Annotated in this window: 13 protein-coding genes and 2 pseudogenes; 2 read left to right on the forward strand and 13 right to left on the reverse strand. The window is 61.6% G+C overall.

What is annotated here, in order from left to right; all coding sequences use genetic code 11:
* Positions 1–96: 96 nt before the first annotated feature.
* Positions 97–1,160, reverse strand: a pseudogene (locus tag NKH89_RS09795) (sensor histidine kinase).
* 166 nt (positions 1,161–1,326) lie between these two features.
* On the opposite strand from NKH89_RS09795, the gene NKH89_RS09800 reads away from it, so the two are divergent.
* A complete protein-coding gene (locus tag NKH89_RS09800; protein ID WP_352856538.1) occupies positions 1,327–2,607 on the forward strand; it encodes a glucoamylase family protein in 1,281 nt (426 codons plus the stop codon).
* Between the two features lie 65 nt (positions 2,608–2,672).
* Here NKH89_RS09800 and NKH89_RS09805 read toward each other — a convergent pair whose 3' ends face one another.
* The 6 genes from NKH89_RS09805 to NKH89_RS09830 form a co-directional block, all read right to left on the reverse strand.
* Positions 2,673–5,093 (reverse strand): polysaccharide biosynthesis tyrosine autokinase, encoded by a 2,421-nt coding sequence (locus NKH89_RS09805; protein WP_352548918.1) that lies wholly within the window; start codon positions 5,091–5,093, stop codon positions 2,673–2,675.
* A 149-nt stretch (positions 5,094–5,242) separates the two neighbouring features.
* On the reverse strand, positions 5,243–6,139 hold the full coding sequence (gene galU, locus NKH89_RS09810) for a UTP--glucose-1-phosphate uridylyltransferase GalU (RefSeq protein ID WP_352483974.1): 897 nt from the start codon (positions 6,137–6,139) through the stop codon (positions 5,243–5,245).
* 76 nt (positions 6,140–6,215) lie between these two features.
* Positions 6,216–7,166 carry a glycosyltransferase family 2 protein gene (locus NKH89_RS09815; protein WP_023717979.1) on the reverse strand — a complete coding sequence of 317 codons (951 nt, stop codon included), beginning with the start codon at positions 7,164–7,166 and terminating at the stop codon, positions 6,216–6,218.
* Positions 7,156–8,106, reverse strand: a complete 951-nt coding sequence (locus NKH89_RS09820) for a glycosyltransferase family 2 protein (RefSeq protein WP_023717980.1) — start codon at positions 8,104–8,106, stop codon at positions 7,156–7,158. Before NKH89_RS09820 ends, NKH89_RS09815 begins: the two co-directional genes overlap by 11 nt.
* Positions 8,106–9,101 carry a glycosyltransferase family 2 protein gene (locus NKH89_RS09825; RefSeq protein WP_352483973.1) on the reverse strand — a complete coding sequence of 332 codons (996 nt, stop codon included), beginning with the start codon at positions 9,099–9,101 and terminating at the stop codon, positions 8,106–8,108. Before NKH89_RS09825 ends, NKH89_RS09820 begins: the two co-directional genes overlap by 1 nt.
* A gap of 11 nt (positions 9,102–9,112) precedes the next feature.
* Positions 9,113–10,285 (reverse strand): glycosyltransferase family protein, encoded by a 1,173-nt coding sequence (locus tag NKH89_RS09830; RefSeq protein ID WP_352908668.1) that lies wholly within the window; start codon positions 10,283–10,285, stop codon positions 9,113–9,115.
* Positions 10,286–10,577: 292 nt separating this feature from the next.
* Between NKH89_RS09830 and NKH89_RS09835 the strand changes: the two are divergent.
* A pseudogene (locus NKH89_RS09835) lies at positions 10,578–11,630 on the forward strand (polysaccharide pyruvyl transferase family protein); the annotation flags it as partial.
* A gap of 222 nt (positions 11,631–11,852) precedes the next feature.
* Here NKH89_RS09835 and NKH89_RS09840 read toward each other — a convergent pair.
* From NKH89_RS09840 to NKH89_RS09865, 6 genes are all read right to left on the reverse strand, one after another.
* A complete protein-coding gene (locus NKH89_RS09840) occupies positions 11,853–13,316 on the reverse strand; it encodes a lipopolysaccharide biosynthesis protein (protein WP_352495742.1) in 1,464 nt (487 codons plus the stop codon).
* Positions 13,313–14,485, reverse strand: coding sequence for a glycosyltransferase (locus NKH89_RS09845; RefSeq protein ID WP_352908684.1), 1,173 nt, complete (start codon positions 14,483–14,485; stop codon positions 13,313–13,315). The genes NKH89_RS09840 and NKH89_RS09845 overlap by 4 nt, the downstream gene beginning before the upstream one ends.
* Before the next feature lie 187 nt (positions 14,486–14,672).
* Complete coding sequence (locus NKH89_RS09850) at positions 14,673–15,752, reverse strand: glycosyltransferase (protein ID WP_352790648.1); 1,080 nt, start codon at positions 15,750–15,752, stop codon at positions 14,673–14,675.
* Positions 15,753–15,783: 31 nt separating this feature from the next.
* Positions 15,784–17,115, reverse strand: coding sequence for a UDP-glucose dehydrogenase family protein (locus NKH89_RS09855; protein WP_352790650.1), 1,332 nt, complete (start codon positions 17,113–17,115; stop codon positions 15,784–15,786).
* Between the two features lie 85 nt (positions 17,116–17,200).
* A complete protein-coding gene (exoK, locus tag NKH89_RS09860) occupies positions 17,201–18,067 on the reverse strand; it encodes an endo-1,3-1,4-beta-glycanase ExoK (RefSeq protein WP_352856532.1) in 867 nt (288 codons plus the stop codon).
* Between the two features lie 136 nt (positions 18,068–18,203).
* Positions 18,204–18,605, reverse strand: coding sequence for a hypothetical protein (locus tag NKH89_RS09865; RefSeq protein WP_023717989.1), 402 nt, complete (start codon positions 18,603–18,605; stop codon positions 18,204–18,206).
* Positions 18,606–18,612: the final 7 nt, after the last annotated feature.

The raw sequence follows: 18,612 nt of genomic DNA on the forward strand, positions 1-18,612 counted from the left end.
AGCGGCTTCGCAACGTTCGAGCTACACCACCTGAGGGGACACGACCTTCAAGGCGATATTCGGAACAGCCGCTTGAAACGCATGCCAAGCACCAAACTATGCTGCTTTCGGCATCCGCGACGTGAACGTCGCTCTGGTAATGGCAATCGTCGTGCCAGTATTGCCCGTGACCGTGTCAATGCGTGCTTCAAGCTGTTTGACAAGCGCCTCGACGATCGCTGTCCCCAGTCCCGCACCTGGAATGTCGCGAACGGGTTTGCCCCACCCGTTGTCCGATACGGTCAACTTCCAATCCTCCGCATCGGTCTCATAGGTCACCAAGATCAGCGACCTTTTCTGTCGAGAATGCATACTTGATGGCGTTGAGAACGAGCTCGGTAACGATCAGGCCAAGGCTGACCGCCTTCTGGGAATCTATCCTTCCATTTTCCGCCATAACGTTTACAGCAATAGCCTGTGCTTCCCCGATCATCGAAGCGGCCAAACTACTGCAAAGCTTCGACAGATAAGAACCAACCTCGATTTCGTCGGCACCGGTTGAGGCATGGAGATGCCGCTGCACTTCTGCTACCGACAGCACGCGTTGATGGGCATCCTTCAGGTGCTGCCGCGTTTCATCTGAGGTGACGGACCGGGCCTTCAGCAGCAAAATGCTGGCGATGATCTGCAAGCTGTTGGCGACCCGGTGCTCCATTTCGCGCAGCAGCACATCTCTGCCGCAGCAGGTCTTCGGTGCGGCCGAGAAGTTCTTCCTTTTCCCTTTCTATGGCGCGGCGCGCCGTGATGTCATTGAAGGCGAGCAGGATGGTCGCGGCTGAACTGTGGTCGTAAAGGACCTTCCGCGCGTTGAGCAGCATCGTGCGCCGGCCGATATCGGGGAAATCATGCTCGACCTCGAAGCCGTCCATGGCGGTCTTCTCGGGAATGATCGTCTCCAAGAGCAGGTGAAGCGCTGGAATGTCCCACTGGCCGTCGCCCAGCGCGTAGAGCAGCGAGCCGTGCGTCTGCTCGGGGTCGACCCTGAAGGTCTGATAGAAGGAGTGGTTGGCCGCCAGCACGCGAAAGTTCTCATCGAGAACGAGGAAGGGTTCGACCATCGTATTGACGATGGCCTGTGCCAGCGTCTGCGCGTCTTCGATATTCGCAATGGGATGGAACATAGGCTTCGAGGCCAATCCAGGGGCTGTTTCCCCTTGATTTTCTTTCTACCGGGTCGCCAGGCACCTGTCGCGAATTGAATCGGCCTGACACGAGTGAGCGGCCGGTCCGTGCGCACAATTGTTTTAGGAATGGCCTTAGGACACCCGAGGCGCTAACACCGGCTCGATGATTCCAGCACTCGACCTCCCGGAAAATACTCTCGAGCTCGACGATGATGCGCTGTTGGATGTCGTGCAGCGGCAGACGGTGCGCTATTTCTGGGAAGGCGCGCATCCCGTCAGCGGTCTTGCCCGCGACCGGCAAAAGACCACAGGTGATCCTGCCAACGATCTGGTGACGATCGGGGGGGCCGGTTTTGGCATTGCAGCCATCATCGTTGCGGTCGAGCGGGGATGGATCGACCGCACCGTGGCTTTGCTGCGATTGCACGGCATGCTCGATTTCTTGGAGAACTCCCCGCGCTACCACGGCGTTTTTCCGCATTTTATCAACGGGCGAACTGGTGCGACGATCCCGTTTCGTCGCAAGGACGACGGCGCTGATCTCGTCGAAACCACCTTCCTGTTTCAGGGTCTGATTTGCGCCCGTGAGTATTTCGCCGGGATGACAACTGGCGAAGTGCGCCTACGCCAGCGCGTGGACGCGCTGTTGCTACAGGCCGAATGGAACTGGTTTACACGCGGCGCTCGGCAACTCATGTGGCATTGGAGCCCTAATTTTGGCTGGGCGATGGACAGCCCGATCAGGGGTTGGAACGAATGCCTGCTCACTTTCGTGCTGGCGGCGGGATCGGCGCGCCACCCTATTGATCCGGGAATCTATCACGAGGGTTTTGCTGTAGGACCTGGCTTTCGAAACGGGCGCGACCATGACGGGATCGTGCTGCCGTTGGGAATGAATTCTGGTGGCCCGCTCTTCTTTTCGCACTATTCTTTCTGCGGGCTCGATCCCCGGGGCCTAAGTGACCGCTACGCCGATTACTGGCAACAGAACGTCAGTCATACGCAGATCAATTATCGGCATTGCGTTCGCAATCCCCATAGCCATTTGGGATATGGACCGGACTGCTGGGGTCTGACCGCGAGCCATGGGCCGCGAGGATACGTCGCGCATGCACCCGACAGGGACTTTGGCGTGATCACTCCGTCTGCTGCCCTGTCGAGCTTTCCCTATGCCCCGGCGGAGGCGATGCGCGCACTGCGTGGCTTCCTGGGCAAGCCTCGAAAACGCATATGGGGCCGCTTCGGCTTTGTTGACGCGTTTTGCGAAAGCCGCAACTGGTACTCCCGAATCTATCTGGCGATCAATCAGGGGCCGATCATCGCGATGATCGAGAACCATCGTACAGGGCTGTTGTGGCGGCTTTTCATGAGGGCGCCGGAAGTGCGCAGAGGCTTGGAGAGGCTTAGCTTCATCAGCAAGCATCTCAGAATGTCAACACCCTAATAGATCTTTGCGACGCCGGGTGATTCCGCTTCGGTGCAAAAATGCTCGAAACGCGCGGACCGCACTCAGGCAGCCGCCTTTGTGCGCGCTTCCGATTTTTCCAGATAATAGCTCGAATATTTGTCGAAGAATTTTTCCGAGCCGCCGATCGCGCCATACTTGGCGAGTTTCTTCAGCTCGACCTTGTTCAGGACCGCGCCAATGATCTTCTTCGCGATGTAGGGTTCCGAGCTGAGCATCGATTGCACCATCGCACGCGGCGTGCGTCCCCACTCGGTGACCAGCACGAAGCCGTCGACAAGCGGAGCGAAGGCCTTGGCGTCGACGACGGGCCCGAGCGGCGGCAGATCGACGATGATGTACTCGAAGGTTTCCTTCGCGTTGTCGATGAAGCGCCGCATGCCGGCCGAAGACAGAAGCTCGCTGGTATGCGAAAACTGGCCACGCAGGACGGCCGGGATGATCGCCAGTTTGGTCTGCCGGTCGATCTTGCCGACCGACTGCCAGGTCTGCCCGCTCACCACCGCTTCCATCAAGCCCTGCTCGGCCTCCATGCCGAGGCTGCGGCTGAGGCCGGGATTGCGCAAGTCGCCGTCGATCAGCAGCGTTTTCGATCCGTTGGCGGCAAGCAGCCCGGCAAGATTGGCCGCCACCGTCGACTTGCCTTCGCCCGGAAGCACCGAGACCACGCCGATGACCCGGCTGCCCTGGCCTTCTATCACGACGTCGAAGGCGATCTTTGCGTTGCGCAGCGTCTCGGAGAACATCGATGCCGGTGCATCGACGGTTACCCGCATGCGCGCACGTTTTTCGGCTGCCGACAATGTTTTGGAGGGCTGGGATTTGGAGGACTTGACGGTCTTGGATTCAACGACTTTGACGTCAGGCTGACCGCCATTGCGCTGGTCATCCTTGCCAGCCTTGCCGATGACCGGGAGATAGCCGAGGAATTTGAGGCCGACACGGTCGCGCACATCCTCGCCGGTCCTGAAGAAGCGTTCCCTGAATTCATTCAGACCACCAACCCCTGCCCCCATCATTATGCCAAGCGCCAGCGAGAGCCCCAGCACGATGGCCGTTCGCGGGGTTGCGGCCGACTGTGGCATCGTCGCGTCCGAGATGACCCGGATCTTGCCGACTGGGAAGGATTGCTGTTGGGCGGCCTCCTCATAGCGGTTCAGGAATGTCTGGTAGAGTGTCGAGAGCGCCGTCGCCTTCTGGTCCAGTTCACGCAACTTGACCTGCGACTGGTTGTCGATGGAGCTCTTGCCTGCCGCCAGGGCGACATTTGCGCGGAGCGCGGTTTCGCGCGCCAGAGCGACCTCGTATTCGTTGCGGTAGCTTTCGGTCAGTTGCTTCAGCTCGCCGAAAATCTGCGCCGATATGTCGGCCTTCTCCTTGGCGAGCGCGACGGCCTGCGGATGTTGCGGGCCGAAATTGGCTTCGACGTCCTGCTGCCGCTTGGCGACTGTGAGATAGCGGTTCTTCAGCGTCGTGATGACGGAGCTGCTCGGCTGGTCGTTCGATATCGCGGCGTCCTTGAACGCATTGTCCGAGCCGCTTTCGACGATCGACTTGTACTGCTGATAGCGGGCGCCGGCACGTGCGGTATCGGCCTGTGCGACGATCAGCTGAGTGTTGAGATCGGACAGTTGCTTGTCGCTGATCAGCTGGCCGTCATTGACGGCCAATCCATGTTCGGCCCTGAACTTTTCGACCGCCAGTGCGGCCGCTTGGGAGCTCTCACGAAGCTCGGTCAGCCGGCCCTGCAGCCAGACAGCCGCCCGCTCGGTCGCGTCGAAGCTGGCATCAAGCTGATCGGCGAGATAGGCGTCGGCATAGGCCTTGGTGATGGCGGTCGCAAGCGCCGGATCCGTCGCCTGAAAGGAGATGCTGATGACAAAGCTTCGGCCGATCCGCTCGGCATCGAGTTGGTTCTGCAGTTTGAAGATTGCGTAGTCGCGGGACGACGACGATGCGGTGATCGCGTCACGCGTCGCGGCATCAAGCTGAGTGACATCGGTTGTGCTCGCGGCGCGCTTGGGGCGGACAGACTGGATGATACCGCGTACAAAGCTTGCGACCTTAGACAGGGCCGATGTCGGAGGGTTCATGAAAGCGTCGTTCTGATCGAGCTTCAGCTTGTCGACGACCACCCCCGCCAGCCTGGCCGACTGTAGAATTTCGATCTGGCTCAGAACGGCGGAGTCGGTCTGCATGCTGACCGACGCCGCCGAAATATCGTCGACGACCTTGTTCAATCCTTCGTCGATCAGCACGCTGCTCGTCGCCACATAGGTAGGAGGCGTGGTCTGCAAATAGAGCACGCCGAGAAAGAGACCGATGATGGCGCAGGCGGCAACCACTTTCGCCTGCCGCGCGGCCATGCCAAGCAGACGCTCGATGTCGATGAAGTCTTCGGCGTTTGCCGCACTCGAAGTCGGCAATGGCGTCCTCTTGTCGACAGGAAAATTGGCATAGTTCATCTTCGGTCCAATTCTAGTTTGCAGGCGCTACCGCCTCGAAGATCGGCACATAGGGTGCAAACCTTGCGCCGGACAGTGCGCGTTACGCGCGGCGCAACGGCCTGTCCTGCGTCATCAGCCGCACCCACAATGCCTCGAAAAAATGGACATTATGCGGCTTCTTCCCGACGCTGATGCGACCGGACGAATTCCTGCAGCATCTCGAAGATCGGACCCTTCATGTCCTCACGCGCCAGCGCGAAAGCGACATTGGCCTGGATGAAGCCCTCCTTCGAACCGCAGTCGAACATGCGGCCGTTGAAAGGCTGGGCGAAGAAGGCCTGCGTCTGTGCGAGACGCACCATTGCGTCGGTCAGTTGGATCTCGTTGCCGGCGCCGCGTTGCTGGCTGCCCAGCAGCGAGAATATCTCGGGCTGCAGGATGTAGCGGCCGTTGATGTAGAAGTTCGACGGCGCGTTGGCCGGTGCCGGCTTTTCGACCATGGCCGTCACCTCGAAGCCGGTGCCGACATCCGCGCCGCGCCCGACAATGCCGTATTTGTTGGTCTCGGTCGGATCGCAACGCTCGACGGCGATAACGTTTGCGCCAGTCTGCGCATAAAGATCGGCGACTTCGGCAAGACACCCTCGCCCGCCAAAGGACACCATATCCGGCAACAGCAACGCGAAAGGTTCGTCGCCGATGACCTCTCGCGCGCACCAGACGGCGTGGCCGAGGCCTTGCGGCGACTGCTGACGGATGAAGCTCGTCGCGCCGGCGACGGGAAGCAGGCTCTCGAGTGATTCGAGCTGCGCCTTCTTGCCGCTCTGCTCCAGGGTTCCGATCAGTTCAGGATGCAGATCGAAATAGTCCTCGATCACCGCCTTGTTGCGGCCGGTGACGAAGACGATGTGCTCGATGCCGGCCTCGAATGCCTCGTCCACCGCATATTGCACCACAGGCTTGTCGACCACCGGCAGCATTTCCTTCGGCATGGATTTGGTCGCCGGCAGGAACCGCGTTCCAAGCCCCGCCACCGGTATGACTGCCTTCCTGACTTTTTTCATTGCATGTTCCTTCTGAGGAGATCGATTTCAACCCTGTCGCAGGCGGCGAAATTTGTCTTCATTCGCCTGCAGCCCTTTACCTCCCCGCCACCACGGCAAACTGTGCCGCTACCCTTCGCAGCCGGACGGCGATCGGCATGCTCATATGCCGAACCGCCGCCGGATCGCTGAGCGCCGTCCATATCGCCTTGAGCGGGGACCGCGCCTTGATGTGCTGAACCAGCGACAGGAATGATGCCGCCCGCCGCAGGCTGCGAGCGCGCCTGGCGAACGCCGCCGCGGCCGCAGCATCCATGGAATGGGTCGCGGCGAAGGTGGCATCGGCCCGGCGCATCGCCTCGACGTGATGAAGTTCGAGCACCCGGGAGATGGAACCGGTGCGAATGTGGTAAATATAGCCCGTCGTCGGCTCGACCACGCATTTGCCGCCTTTGGCCAGAGCACTGGCCAGGAGGATGTAGTCTTCGCCAATGATCAGGCTTTCATCGTAACGAAGCCCGTTCTCGTTCAGGAACCGGCGCTGGAAGATCGGCTTGAGATAGCCGAGATTGAACCTCGATTCGAAGAGGACATTGCCGCCGATGTAATCCGCCAGCGAGATTTCACTGAGCCCTTCCAGATAGTCGGCCGGGAACATCGTCTCTTCCGCAACGCCGTCCTCCCGAACGACCTGCAGATTATCGACCGCGATCTCGGCGCCGGCTTTTTCCGCGCGTTCGATCATGGTGCAGATTCGCCCGGGATAGACCGCGTCGTCGGAATCGAGAACCGCTACCCACCTGCCGCGGGCAAGCTCAAGGCCGGCATTCCTGGCGCCGCCAGGCCCACGGTTTTGCTCAAGCGCGACAACGCGTACGATGTCTTCGGGGTAGGATCTCGCCAGGTCGAGCGTCCGGTCGCGCGACTTGTCGTCGACGACGATGACCTCGAGGCTGACATTGCGCTGGGCGACGGCGCTGGCAATCGCCCGATCGATGGTCGCCTCGGCATTGTAGGCGGCAATCACGAAGCTCACGTCAGGCTGCACGCTTGCCCCCTTGCTGCGGCGAAGACAGGCCGTATTGGCGGATTTCACGAACCCCGACGAGGCCGCTGACGACGCCGACATGCATAATGCCGCGAAGGACGCTGCGGTTCCGTCGGACGGGGTCGATGGCGACCGGAATTGCCGACAGGAAACTATAGCCGGCCTTTGCCGCGGCAATGCCGACCTGCTTGAGCCGGGCAAGGCCGCGCGCGTTGCGCCCCAGGAGGTGACCATGCGTCTGCCCGACGCGGAACCGGCGGCGGCCGAGCCAGTCGAATGCCGCCCTGGCAGGCGGCACCACTTCATCGACCCAAGCCTCTGGCGAAAAGGCGATACTGCCGCCGGCCTTGACCATCTGGTCGAAGAATTCCGTATCTTCGCCGCCGGTCTGGCCACGTGCCAGGCTGAAGCGCCGGCCGCGCAGGCTCTCAGCGCCAATTCTGAGCAGGACGTTGCAGGTGTAGCCGGTGCGGATCTCGCCGCGCACCCAGACCGGCGAGGTCGAGTGGAAATCGCCTTTGCGCATCCAGTCGGGCGCATCCGGCAGGTAACGGGCTTGCACCGGCCCGAGCACGGCCGCAGCACCAGTTGCTTCCACCGCCGCCACCAGTTCGGCAAGCCAGCCAGCGGTGGCCGTCTCGTCGTCGTCGATAAAGGCGACGAAATCCGCCGCACTGGCATCGAGGCAAGCGTTGCGCGCGATCGAAATGTTGCGGGCCGGGGCGTGCCGGTAGGTCACCGGCAGCTTCAACTCCCCCGCTAGCTTGGCGACCAGCGTTTCGGCCGTCGGCGTATCGTCGTTGTCCGCGATGATGACACCGACATCGAATCCCGCGGGCATATCCATGGCTGCTACGGAGCGGAGCGTGTCGACAAGCTCCGGCCGGCGAAATGTGCAGACGCAAATATCGATGCTTCGATTTTTCTTGACCGGGTCCATCACGCTACCCCGCGCTGCGGTCGCGGTGCTAGCAGCTGCAGCCAGAAGCCGACCGACCAGCCGAAATGCATGACCATTGCCGAGACCCCGGCAAGCGCAATGTCGGGTTTGCGCTGACTGACCGCGGTCCAGAAGCCGTAGCCAAGGCAGACCGAGACCCATAGCAAAAGCGGCACGGCCGCCAGCCAGTGGACGAAGGAAAAGGCGGCGAGAAGAACCACGGGAAACACCAGAAGCGGCACCATCTGCCGGATCTTCGGGATCATGCGGTGCTTGAGAACGTTCTTCGCCCGGCCGCGGCCATAGCCGAGATACTGAAAATAGAGGCCCTTCAGCGAGGAGCGCGGGTAGTAGACCATTTGTGTCTTACCGGTCATCCAGATCCGGTAACCGGCCTGACGGAGCCGATAGTCGAGTTCGGCATCCTCATTGTGGCTGAACGTCTCGTCATAGCCGCCGACCGCGGTGAAGGCCGATATCCGGATCAGCGCATGGTGGCCATGATCGACCCATTCCCCCGCCGAAAGGTGCCGATGCTTGGAGCCGCCCGTGCCGAGCCTGGAATTCTGGGCCGCGGCCGCCGCCTTCTGCACCATGCCGCTGCCACTGGTCAGCATCGAGACGACGACCGAATCCGCCCCGGTGGCCTGCGCTTCTTCGACCAGCCGGTCGCAATAGTCGGCGGGATAGCCGCCATGCGCGTCGATGCGAATGAGATAGTCGACGCCCTCCCCGAACCTGGCAACGGCGAGATTGATCGCCGCGCTCTGCAAGCGCTTTTCATTGTGGAGCAGGACCACCCGCTGATCTTTTGCGGCGATATCCGCGACGATCGTCCTGGTGCCGTCCGTACTGCCGCCATCGGCAACGATGATCACGGCGCCCAGCCTCTTGGCCGCAGGGCGGAGCTCTCGAAGCAACGCGCCGATATGGGGCGCTTCGTTCAGGCACGGAACCACGATCATGCAGGATGGGAGCGTTTCGGTTTGCGTCATCGGCCGTCCTTCTATGCCAATGCTTCGGCAGCATATGGACCGGGCGCCGCGGCAAGGCCGCGGAGTTTTTCGACGAGCGCCCGGCAATCGGCGCGGTCGTAGCTCCAGGTGCGCGGATTGCGGGCGAGAACACGTGCCCTCAATGTCTCGAACCGATGCTGCTCCATGGTGCCGAGGGCAGCTTCGAGCGCCTCGGGCGTGGCTTCTGGCAAAAGAACGCCGATGCCTTGCCGATCGAGGAACCGGCCGGTCTCGGTGTTGCCCATCGAGATCGGCACGGCTCCGAAGCGGCAGCCCTCATAGAGACGGTTGGGCAGCAGCCATTCGGAATTCAGGCCCTGCTCAAAAAAGTCGATGGCCCAGGAAAAGTGAACCTCGCGGTAGATCGCCGCCATATCCTCCGGATTGCGATAGGGTCCGCCAAACGAGAGCCAGGGTTCCGATTCAACAAAACCGTGGAAATCGGGAAATTCGGACAACGCCGGGCGGCCTCTGAGGACGATTTCGAAGCGGCCGTCGAGGCGGCGCGAAAATTCGGCCAGAAGCTCCAGGGAGCGGCGGCAGCGGAGCGCCCCGAACCAGCCGATTCGCCAAGGCGGCGCAACAGGATTCTCCTCCGTCATGCGGTCATCCAGGGAAGCCGCGGCTGGCTCGAAATACTTGTTTTCGAGCAGTTCGACCGGCGCGGCAATCTGTCCGAACGGCTTGAAATAGTTGGCGATGAAGGCCGGAGAGCTGGTCACCAGAAGCTTCACATCCCTGGCCAGGAAGCGTTCCGCACCGCGCATCGTCCAGCCCAGCGGATCGTCGCGAAGCAGCAGACGATGGATGTCGAGGCACTCGTAGACGATCGGCACCGTTGCCTGGAAAGCCGACCTGGCGCGCCGGGCAAGCGCCAGCATTTCCAAATTGCGCGCGATAATGAGGTCGGGCCGTTGCATTGAACCCAGCTTGGAGCCGGTCGAGACCACCGCCTTCATGATCGCCGCCAGACGCTGGGCGAATCGGCCATCACGCGTCGGGCCGAGATCGATCGGCTGCAAGCCCTCGACATCAGCAACCGCGCTTGCCGTTCGACGAAAGCCCGCCAGCGTAACCTGGGCGCCGCCTGCCTTGAGCATTATGATCCGCCGGCGCACTGCCGGGTCGGAGACGTCGTGTACCAAGTACAAGACATGCAGCATGAAAACTCGACCGCTGTTGGCCCGCCCGCGACAATGCTAGTACAGCTCTTGCTGCATCGCAACATTTTTGGTTGCAGCGTAGCAAAGATCCACATTTTTTGTTGCACTGCAAAATCGATGGGTTAATCTCGCTCTGCTTGGGCCGCATGGACCGCGCGTTGGCCCTGCCATTGGGCTGCGCGCCAATAATCACGACGCGAGGACCATCCTTGGCGTGCAGCATTTTCGGCCAACCCGCACCTCGGCATCCGTCGACCGAACCGCGGGACTACTCACGAAATGAGGTCATTCAATGAAGATCGCGGTTGAAAACACCGTCTGCCTGAATACCGGAGACGCAGCGATTCTCCTGGCGATTCGCCATGTTTTCAAGACGATCGTGCAGGACGATATCCAGTTCTACGTCTTCGACAGCCAGCCGGAGGTGGCGGCGAGGCTCTACACGAAGAAGGAGTATCCAGATCTCGAATTCCACAAGCTGCTGTCGGAATCGCTGTTCCGCTACAAATACGGCAGTGGGCTGAAGAACCTGTTCAAGCCGATCTACAATCGGCTCGTACTCAATGCCCTGCGGCGGTTCGGCATCCGCGGCGTTCTCGGGCGTTTGTTCAGCTCAAGCAATCGCCGTGGTCTCAAGATCTACAAAGACGCCGACCTCGTGGTCACGACAGGCGGAACCTATCTCGTCGAGACCTACAATCTGGAACGGCGCCTCAATCAATTCCGGATCGACGCGATTCTGGGCAAGGACCCGGTCTTCTTCACGCAATCGCTCGGCCCGTTCAACAAAAGTTACAATCGCCAGGAGTTGAGCCCGATCTTCGACCGGAGCCCGCTCATCCTGCTGCGCGATGAACGTTCGAGAGGCCACATTGTGGACATGGTGAAAGACCCCGGCAAATGCCACGTCGTGGCCGACGCCGTCTTTGCGCTGGCCGATACCGACAGGATCGGAAGTTTTCTGGCCTCCGGCCAGTCGGCGACTGTCACCGGCCGCGTCGCCATTTCCGTCCGTCACTGGAACTATGTCAGCGACGGCGAGGGCGGCATGCGCCGCTACATCGACTCGATCCGCGAGATTGCGACCATCCTGGTCAGGGACCACGCCAAGCAGGTGACCTTCGTCTCTACCTGCCAGGGCGTGCCGGAATACGCCCATGACGATTCCAAGACGGCGCGGGCGATCGTTGCCGAACTCGATCCGGAGATCGCCAAGCATGTGAGCGTGGACGCTTGGTTCCACACGCCGGAGCAACTGATGGCCCTGGTGAAAGGCTTCGACTTCGTCGTCGCGACGCGCATGCACATGATGATCATGTCGCTCTGCGTCGGCACGCCGGTGCTGCCGATCGCCTATGAATTCAAGACCAAGGAACTCGCCAAGCGGATCGGCGTCGCCGACCTGCTGCTCGACATCGACACGGTAACGCCCGAGGAAGCGAGCGAGAAGCTCGGCAGACTTACCGCCAATCTCGACCTCTATCGCAGGACGAGCCTTCAGGCAGTGCTTGAGGAGCATGCGTCGGCGATGTCGGCAGGTGAGCTTTTGAGGCCGGTTATTGCCTGCCTAGCGGGCGTTGCGCATGGCGCTGGAAAGCGTGGTGAACAACGCACTGCGCGACTGGCGAAGGGCAAGCATGAGGATCAGGCCGATCGAATAATTGAGGGCAACCGCCAGGACCACCGCGAGCAGGTCTGACTGGCCGGCCAGCGATACGGGCAACTCCCGGTAGACGGACCAGGCAAGCAGCGACGACATAATGAAAAGCCCCTGCATGATCAGGAAGTCGGCTGCGGTCACCGGGCCGACCCGGTGGACAAGAACGGCAAGCACCGGGACGCGCAGCATATAGCCGCTGATCGCGTAGGCCGCGGCGACACCGACGGCGCCCCAGTGCAGGCCGATAATGAAGGCGGCGACCGTCGTCAGCGACGAGTAGATGCCCCAGTGGAACATGGTCTTGGTCTTGCCCTGGCAGATGAAGATCCATCCGGTGGTGCTTGAGACGGACTGGATCAGGCTGGCGATGCCCAGCCAGGCGAAGATCGGCGCCACCGCTGTCCAGCGCTCGCCGAAGAGAAGCCCGACGACCTGGTCCGACGTCAGCGTCAGCGCCGCGATGCCGGGCATGGTGATGGCCGCCAGCATCCAATTGGTCCGCACATAGATGTCGCGAAACCGCGCCTTGTCCTCATGGATGCGGCTCAGCAGCGGCACCATCACGCGTGTCAGCGGCTGGTTGATGTTCTGCAGCGGAAACAGCAGGAGCTTATAGGCGCGGTCATAGTAGCCGAGTTCGATCGCGCCCGAATATTTTCCGATCAGGATGTTGTCGAGATTGCGCGAGAAGAAGTTGGCCAGATTGAAGCCGGTCAGATTGGCGCCGAAGGACAATATGTCGGTATCGACCTTCAGGTCCGGCCGCGACGGCGTCCAGCGCGCCACCTGCCATGCCGCGGCCAGCGCGACAACAGCCGAAACCGCCGGGCCGATGACCAGCGACCAGTAGCCCAGTCCCGCATAGGCGGCGATTGCGGTAGTCGCAAGTCCGGCAGCGGCGGTTATCACATCGTTCAGCGCGAGCTGGCCAAAGCGCAAATGACGGTTCATCAGCGCCAGCGGCACCGCGGCGAGGCTGCCAAGAAGCAGCGGCAAGGCAGAGCCGATGGTGATCCCGACCATGCGTTGATCGCCGTAGAAGGCGGCGATGGCGGGCGCCAGGCATGCCACCACCACGGCACTGCCCAGCCCAACCAGCGCACTGATCCAGAATACCTGGTTGAGCTGTTCGGTGCTGATGTCCTTGCGCTGGACCACAGCCTGCTGCAGGCCTAGGTTTTGAAGCAATCCGACAAAGGCCACGATCGGCCCGACGGAAGCCACGAGACCAAAATCCTCGGGGACCAGCAGACGCGCAAGCACGATGACCGAGAGAAACTGGATCGCCATCTTGAAGCCTTGCGCGCCGATCGTCACCACGCCGCCGCGCAGAGCGACGCGACCGAACTGGGGGGGCGGGTTGGCGTTCATGCCGGGCGCCTGGCTTCGGCCAGTTGAGCAACGATCTGCGCAAAACGTTCGTTGAGCAGGTCCGCGTTGAAATCCTGCTCGATCTTGCGGCGCGCCGCACGTGCGATGCGCTCGCATTTGTCCGGGTTCTCGGCCACCCAGACAAGCTTGCGGGCCAACGCCGCAACGTCTCGCTCCGGTGCGAGGAAGCCTGTCTCCTGATCCTCGATCAACTCGGGGATGCCCGAGTGATAGGTGCTGACAACAATCAGCCCGGCGGCCATAGCTTCCATCAGCGCCACCGGAATACCCTCGAGATCGCCGTCCTGTGCAGCAACGCTGGGCAGCAGGAATACGTGGGCGTCGCGCAGGCGCTGCTTGACCTCGGCGTGCGGGCGCGGCCCGAGGAAAGTCACCCTGTCGGCAACGCCGAGATTTGCGGCGAGCTTCTTCAACTCTTCCAGCAATTCGCCGCCGCCAATCACCGTATAGACCCAGTCGCGCCGCGGAAGGCCGGCGAGGGCGCGCAGGGCGAATTCGATGCCCTTCTTTTCGGTCAGCCGGCAGACCGAGATGAAGGACAGCGTGTCCCGGTCCCAGGAACGCCAATGATAGCTGATCTCGCCCGGCCGCACGCCCATATGGTGAACCATGACTTGCGCGGCAGGCGCGCCGACGCCGATCAGGGCGTCGCGGAAAAACGCGTTCACCGGCAGCTGGAGAACGCCCTTTTCGAAAACAACCTTGTAGCGCGTGAGCGTGTCGTCATGCAGCGGTTCGCCGACATCGCGGCCGTGGAATATGGTTACCAAAGGAGCGGAAATCCGGCCTCGTTTCATGGCGCGGGCAACGCGCATGCCGTTATTGCCGAAATGCGCGACGATCACATCGGCGTTCTGCAATTTGCGCGCAAAGGCGATGTCGATAGCGGTCGAGAGCTTATCCCAGAACCTGCCCGACCATCTCCTGAGCATCGGGCGAAAGCGCCCCAGTCCGCCCCCCCACCAGCAGACGACCTTGCCAGGCAGCGCCTGCCAGCGGCGATCGTCGATGTTGCTGTCCTTGCCGAACGACGTCTCGTTGCAGACGACGCCGACTTGCATGCCGCGCTCGAGGCACCCTTCTATCTGGTCGAGGACGAAGGTCTCCGACAAACAGGGGAACTTATCAACTACGAAGCAAATCTTCATCGAATGGACGATCTTTCGAGGCCGGTCGGCGATCTGCTCGCGCGGATGAGGGCTGAAGCCCGTCGCCGCCGTGCGAGGCGCCCCAAGCGTCTGGTGTTGTGCGTGCCGTTGTCCCAAAGCAGCTCCCACCCCGGTCAGGCGCGAGAGCCGGCTTTTGGGGAACGTGCATGGTTTTGGACGAAATGCATCAGGCGGCATGCTCCAGCGCGCCTTGCCTGGCGTTGTCGAGAACGCCGAGGAAGGTCGCGAACTGAATGTCTGGATTCATTTGCGGCCGCTCCGAAAACAGCTGCGCCGCCGCCGACAGCCGGTCGTACTCGGCCTTGTCGCTCCATAGCCGCCTGACTGCGGCGACCCAGTCGTCGAGCGGTGCGTCATAGTCAAGTACAACGCCGCCGGCGCCGATCGCTTCCGGCAGGCCGCCGCGGCGGGACCCGACGACCGGAATGCCGCTGCAATGGGCCTCGGATGCCACGCGCCCCCAGGCCTCTTCCCATTTGCTGGGCGCCAGCAGGATCTTGGTGCGGCCATAGACGGTCTTCATGTCGGTGGTACGGCCTTCCAGCCTGACGTTGCGCAGCGGCGCGATGGTCCGTTCGATCTGCGCCCGGTGGTCGTCGTCGAGCTTCCAGCTTTCGACGAACAGAAACGGGATTTCGGGGCATTGGCCGGCGATGCGCACGGCGAGTTCGAACCCTTTTTCATTGTAAGGGTTGATCAGCGTGACGAATTCGCCGGTCGTCGGGGTGCTGTAGAGCCTGGGATTGATGGTCGGCGGAATCACGGTCGAGTCGATGCCGAACTTTTCCTTATAGGTGCGCGCGGTGAATTCGGAATTGGCGATATAAAGCGCCGAATGCAGTTCGCGCAGGTCGCCGGCCAGTTCGTGGAATTCGACGTTCCGCAGATAGACCACCAGCGGCACGCCGAGCGCCTGCAGCGCTTTTCCGATCGGCACCGATTTGTGGCACTGCACGACGGCGACATCGGGATCGAGCCGTTCGACCGCGAAGCGCGCCGCCTCCCAGGGAAACCACGCCCGCACGACCGGATAGCCGGGATAGCTGTCGATGACCGCACGCTGGCGAAGCAGCTTCATCTTGGCGCGCGCCTTGAAGCCAAACATGCCATCACCGAACAGTGCCGCCAGGACCGAGGCGTCATGACCGTGCTCGCGCAGCTGCTCGACCAGATGGTGCGTGCTCGACTGAACGCCACCGCTGAACTGCGGCGTGTAGCCGTTGCCGCCTGCAAACAGAACTTTCATGGACCTGGCTCCTTGCTGGACCGCCTTATCGTCACGCCGCCATTCTGCCGATGCTGTGGTATTCGATGCCGTAGCGGGCGATGACCTTGGGGTCGTAGAGGTTGCGTCCGTCGAAGATGACGGGCGTGGTCAGCGCGTCCTTCAATGCATCGAAGGACGGCGCACTGAAGCTCTTCCACTCGGTCACGATCAAGAGCGCGTCGGCGCCTCGCACGGCGGCCTCCTTGGTGCCGCACAATTGCAGGTCGTCGCGCAACCCGTAGATTGCCTGGCATTCCTGCATCGCTTCGGGATCGTAGGCTTGCACATTGGCACCGGCGGCCCAGAGCGCCTCCATCAGCGTGCGGGCCGGGGCTTCGCGCATGTCGTCGGTATTGGGCTTGAAGGCCAGGCCCCACAGCGCAAAGGTCTTGCCCTTGAGATTGCCCTTGAAATAGCGGTCCACCTTCTCGAACAGGACCGACTTCTGCTGGTTGTTGCGCTCCTCGACGGCACGCAGCAGCTTGGCGTCGAACTTGATGGCTTCGGCGGTCTTGATCAGGGCGCGCACATCCTTCGGGAAGCACGAGCCGCCATAGCCGAGGCCCGGATAGATGAAGTGGTAGCCGATCCGCGGGTCGCTGCCGATGCCCTTGCGGACCTCCTCGATGTCGGCGCCCAGTTGCTCGGCCAGGTTGGCCATTTCGTTCATGAAGCTGATCTTGGTCGCCAGCATGCAATTGGCCGCGTATTTAGTGAACTCGGCACTGCGCACGTCCATCACGATCATCTTTTCGTGGTTGCGGTTGAACGGCGCGTAGAGCTCGCGCATCACCGCCTCGGTGTCCTCGTTGCTGGTGCCGACGATGATGCGGTCGGGCTTCATGCAGTCGCTCACGGCGGACCCTTCCTTGAGGAATTCCGGATTGGAGGCGACGTCGAAAGCCAGATCCTCGCGCCCGCGCGCCTTCAGCGTCTCGGCGATCCTGGCCTTTATCCTTTCGCAGGTACCGACCGGCACGGTCGACTTGCCGACGACGATCTTGGGCGCATCCATCTCACGGCCGATGGCCTCGGCGACGGCCAGCACATATTTCAGGTCTGCCGAACCATCCTCGCCCGGAGGCGTGCCGACCGCGATCATCTGGATATGGCCATGCTTGATCGCCGCGGCGGCGTCGGTGGTGAACTTGATGCGGCCGGCGGCATGGTTCTCCTTGACCATGTTTTCGAGCCCAGGCTCGAAGATCGGGACATGACCCTGGTTGAGCCGCTCGACCTTTTTTGCATCGATGTCGACGCAGACCACCTGATGGCCGACTTCGGCAAGCACCGCCGCCTGTACAAGACCGACATAGCCGATTCCAAAGACAGTCAAATTCATTCGGTTTCATTCCTGTTCAAGGCTTCGGGGCCTGTTCGAGCTTCGGGCTCGGACCACCTTCGGCCCGGCGGGTTCAGATGCGCTTCTAGTTCGTTTTGCATGCCAGCGATTCCGGGAATTGGCAGGGCTGGCCGAGTGCGGTGAATGCAACGCGGTCCACTTGCATGGCGAGCTTGCGGCCCGGATCCGAGAACGGCCCCATCCAGCCCTTCATCGTATCGCTGCCCCACAGGCTGAAATAGATTCTTTGCGAATGGGTGGGCAGCTTCGCCGGATCGGTGATCTCGTGGACAAGCTTGCCGTTGACGTACCAGCGCAGCCGGTCCTTTTCCCAGACGAAGGCGTAGTCGTTGAAGGCCTTGTCGGTGCCCCCGGCGACGTCGACCAGCTTCTCGTTCTTGCCCTTGCCGGCTATGTAGGCGTTGACCTGGACCTTGGACGTGTCCTTGGTCAGCACCTCGAAGTCGATTTCATCATGCGGCTGCTTGTCGGCATCGCCGACGAAGCTGAAGAATGCCGCGTTGACGCCGGAGCCCGTGTCGGTCTTCATCCGCGCCTCGTAGGTGCCGTAGCCGAAGCGCTGCTTGGTCTGGATCTCGGCGCAGGCGAATTCGCGATCCTTCAGCTTGCGCTTCTCGAAACCGAGCGTCAGCATGCCGTCGGAAAGGCCGATCAGGCTTTTGGACCAGGTGCAGTTCTGATGCTTGCCGTTCGTCCAGCCGTCGGAAATGTACCAGCGCGCGCGACTGAGGCTGGTGAAATCATCGACAAAGGACGGCGCGGTTGGGAGATCCTGGGCGCGGACGGGCACCAGGCCCGCAACCAGGCTGCCGAGAACGATCAGCAGAAACGCGCCGTCTGAACGGAGCCGCCGCAGCTGGCCTGGGATCGGGCGCGTGAACGGGGTGCCGCCGGTTGCCGGGGTGGACGTGCTTTTAGGATCTGCGTTCATATCAAACTCACCTTTGTGCTGTGCGCCCCCAAAGCGATCGTTCGAACCGTGACGAAACAAGCTAATCTTGACCTCTGTCGCTCCTAGGCTCCGTGTAGCGTGCCCAAAACCATTGCGCCGACTCCGGGATATTCGCTCAACCTGTGCCGGGACCGGCGGGTTTCACAAAATCGGTCCTTATGTCTGGGCCGTTCTGCCGATCCTCCTCGAAGATTTCATCCAGCGAATGACGGAGATCCTTCATCATCTGCTTCTGGCGCGAGAGCGCAGCGATGCGCCGCTCGCAATTCAGGATCGACCTAGTCAGTTCGCCAACTTCGGAAGACCTGCGGGAGGAGACCGCCCCGTTTTCCATGGCCTCGACCAGGAAGGCGGCATTGGTGGCCGTTGTCCTGTAGCGGTTCTCAAGTCCGTTCTTCTCCGCCTCGACCTCGGCCGCGATCTGGTCCAGCAGCTTCGCCAAGCGATCGAGTCGCGCGGTGTCGGTCTGCGTGTCGCGCGCCGGATCTCTCGATCGGAAGCGAAAGATCGAGGCCATGCAGTCA

Origin of the sequence: Mesorhizobium sp. M0923, assembly GCF_040319365.1 — a bacterium.
Lineage (GTDB): Bacteria > Pseudomonadota > Alphaproteobacteria > Rhizobiales > Rhizobiaceae > Mesorhizobium.

Excerpts from the sequence above, each read along its gene's own strand:
- exoK (WP_352856532.1), bottom strand. The coding sequence starts at position 18,067 with ATGAACGCAGATCCTAAAAGCACGTCCACCCCGGCAACCGGCGGCACC.
- NKH89_RS09855 (WP_352790650.1), bottom strand. The coding sequence starts at position 17,115 with ATGAATTTGACTGTCTTTGGAATCGGCTATGTCGGTCTTGTACAGGCG.
- NKH89_RS09845 (WP_352908684.1), bottom strand. The coding sequence starts at position 14,485 with ATGAAGATTTGCTTCGTAGTTGATAAGTTCCCCTGTTTGTCGGAGACC.
- NKH89_RS09805 (WP_352548918.1), bottom strand. The coding sequence starts at position 5,093 with ATGAACTATGCCAATTTTCCTGTCGACAAGAGGACGCCATTGCCGACT.
- galU (WP_352483974.1), bottom strand. The coding sequence starts at position 6,139 with ATGAAAAAAGTCAGGAAGGCAGTCATACCGGTGGCGGGGCTTGGAACG.
- NKH89_RS09825 (WP_352483973.1), bottom strand. The coding sequence starts at position 9,101 with ATGACGCAAACCGAAACGCTCCCATCCTGCATGATCGTGGTTCCGTGC.
- NKH89_RS09840 (WP_352495742.1), bottom strand. The coding sequence starts at position 13,316 with ATGAACGCCAACCCGCCCCCCCAGTTCGGTCGCGTCGCTCTGCGCGGC.
- NKH89_RS09830 (WP_352908668.1), bottom strand. The coding sequence starts at position 10,285 with ATGCTGCATGTCTTGTACTTGGTACACGACGTCTCCGACCCGGCAGTG.
- NKH89_RS09865 (WP_023717989.1), bottom strand. The coding sequence starts at position 18,605 with ATGGCCTCGATCTTTCGCTTCCGATCGAGAGATCCGGCGCGCGACACG.
- NKH89_RS09850 (WP_352790648.1), bottom strand. The coding sequence starts at position 15,752 with ATGAAAGTTCTGTTTGCAGGCGGCAACGGCTACACGCCGCAGTTCAGC.
- NKH89_RS09800 (WP_352856538.1), top strand. The coding sequence starts at position 1,327 with ATGATTCCAGCACTCGACCTCCCGGAAAATACTCTCGAGCTCGACGAT.
- NKH89_RS09820 (WP_023717980.1), bottom strand. The coding sequence starts at position 8,106 with ATGGACCCGGTCAAGAAAAATCGAAGCATCGATATTTGCGTCTGCACA.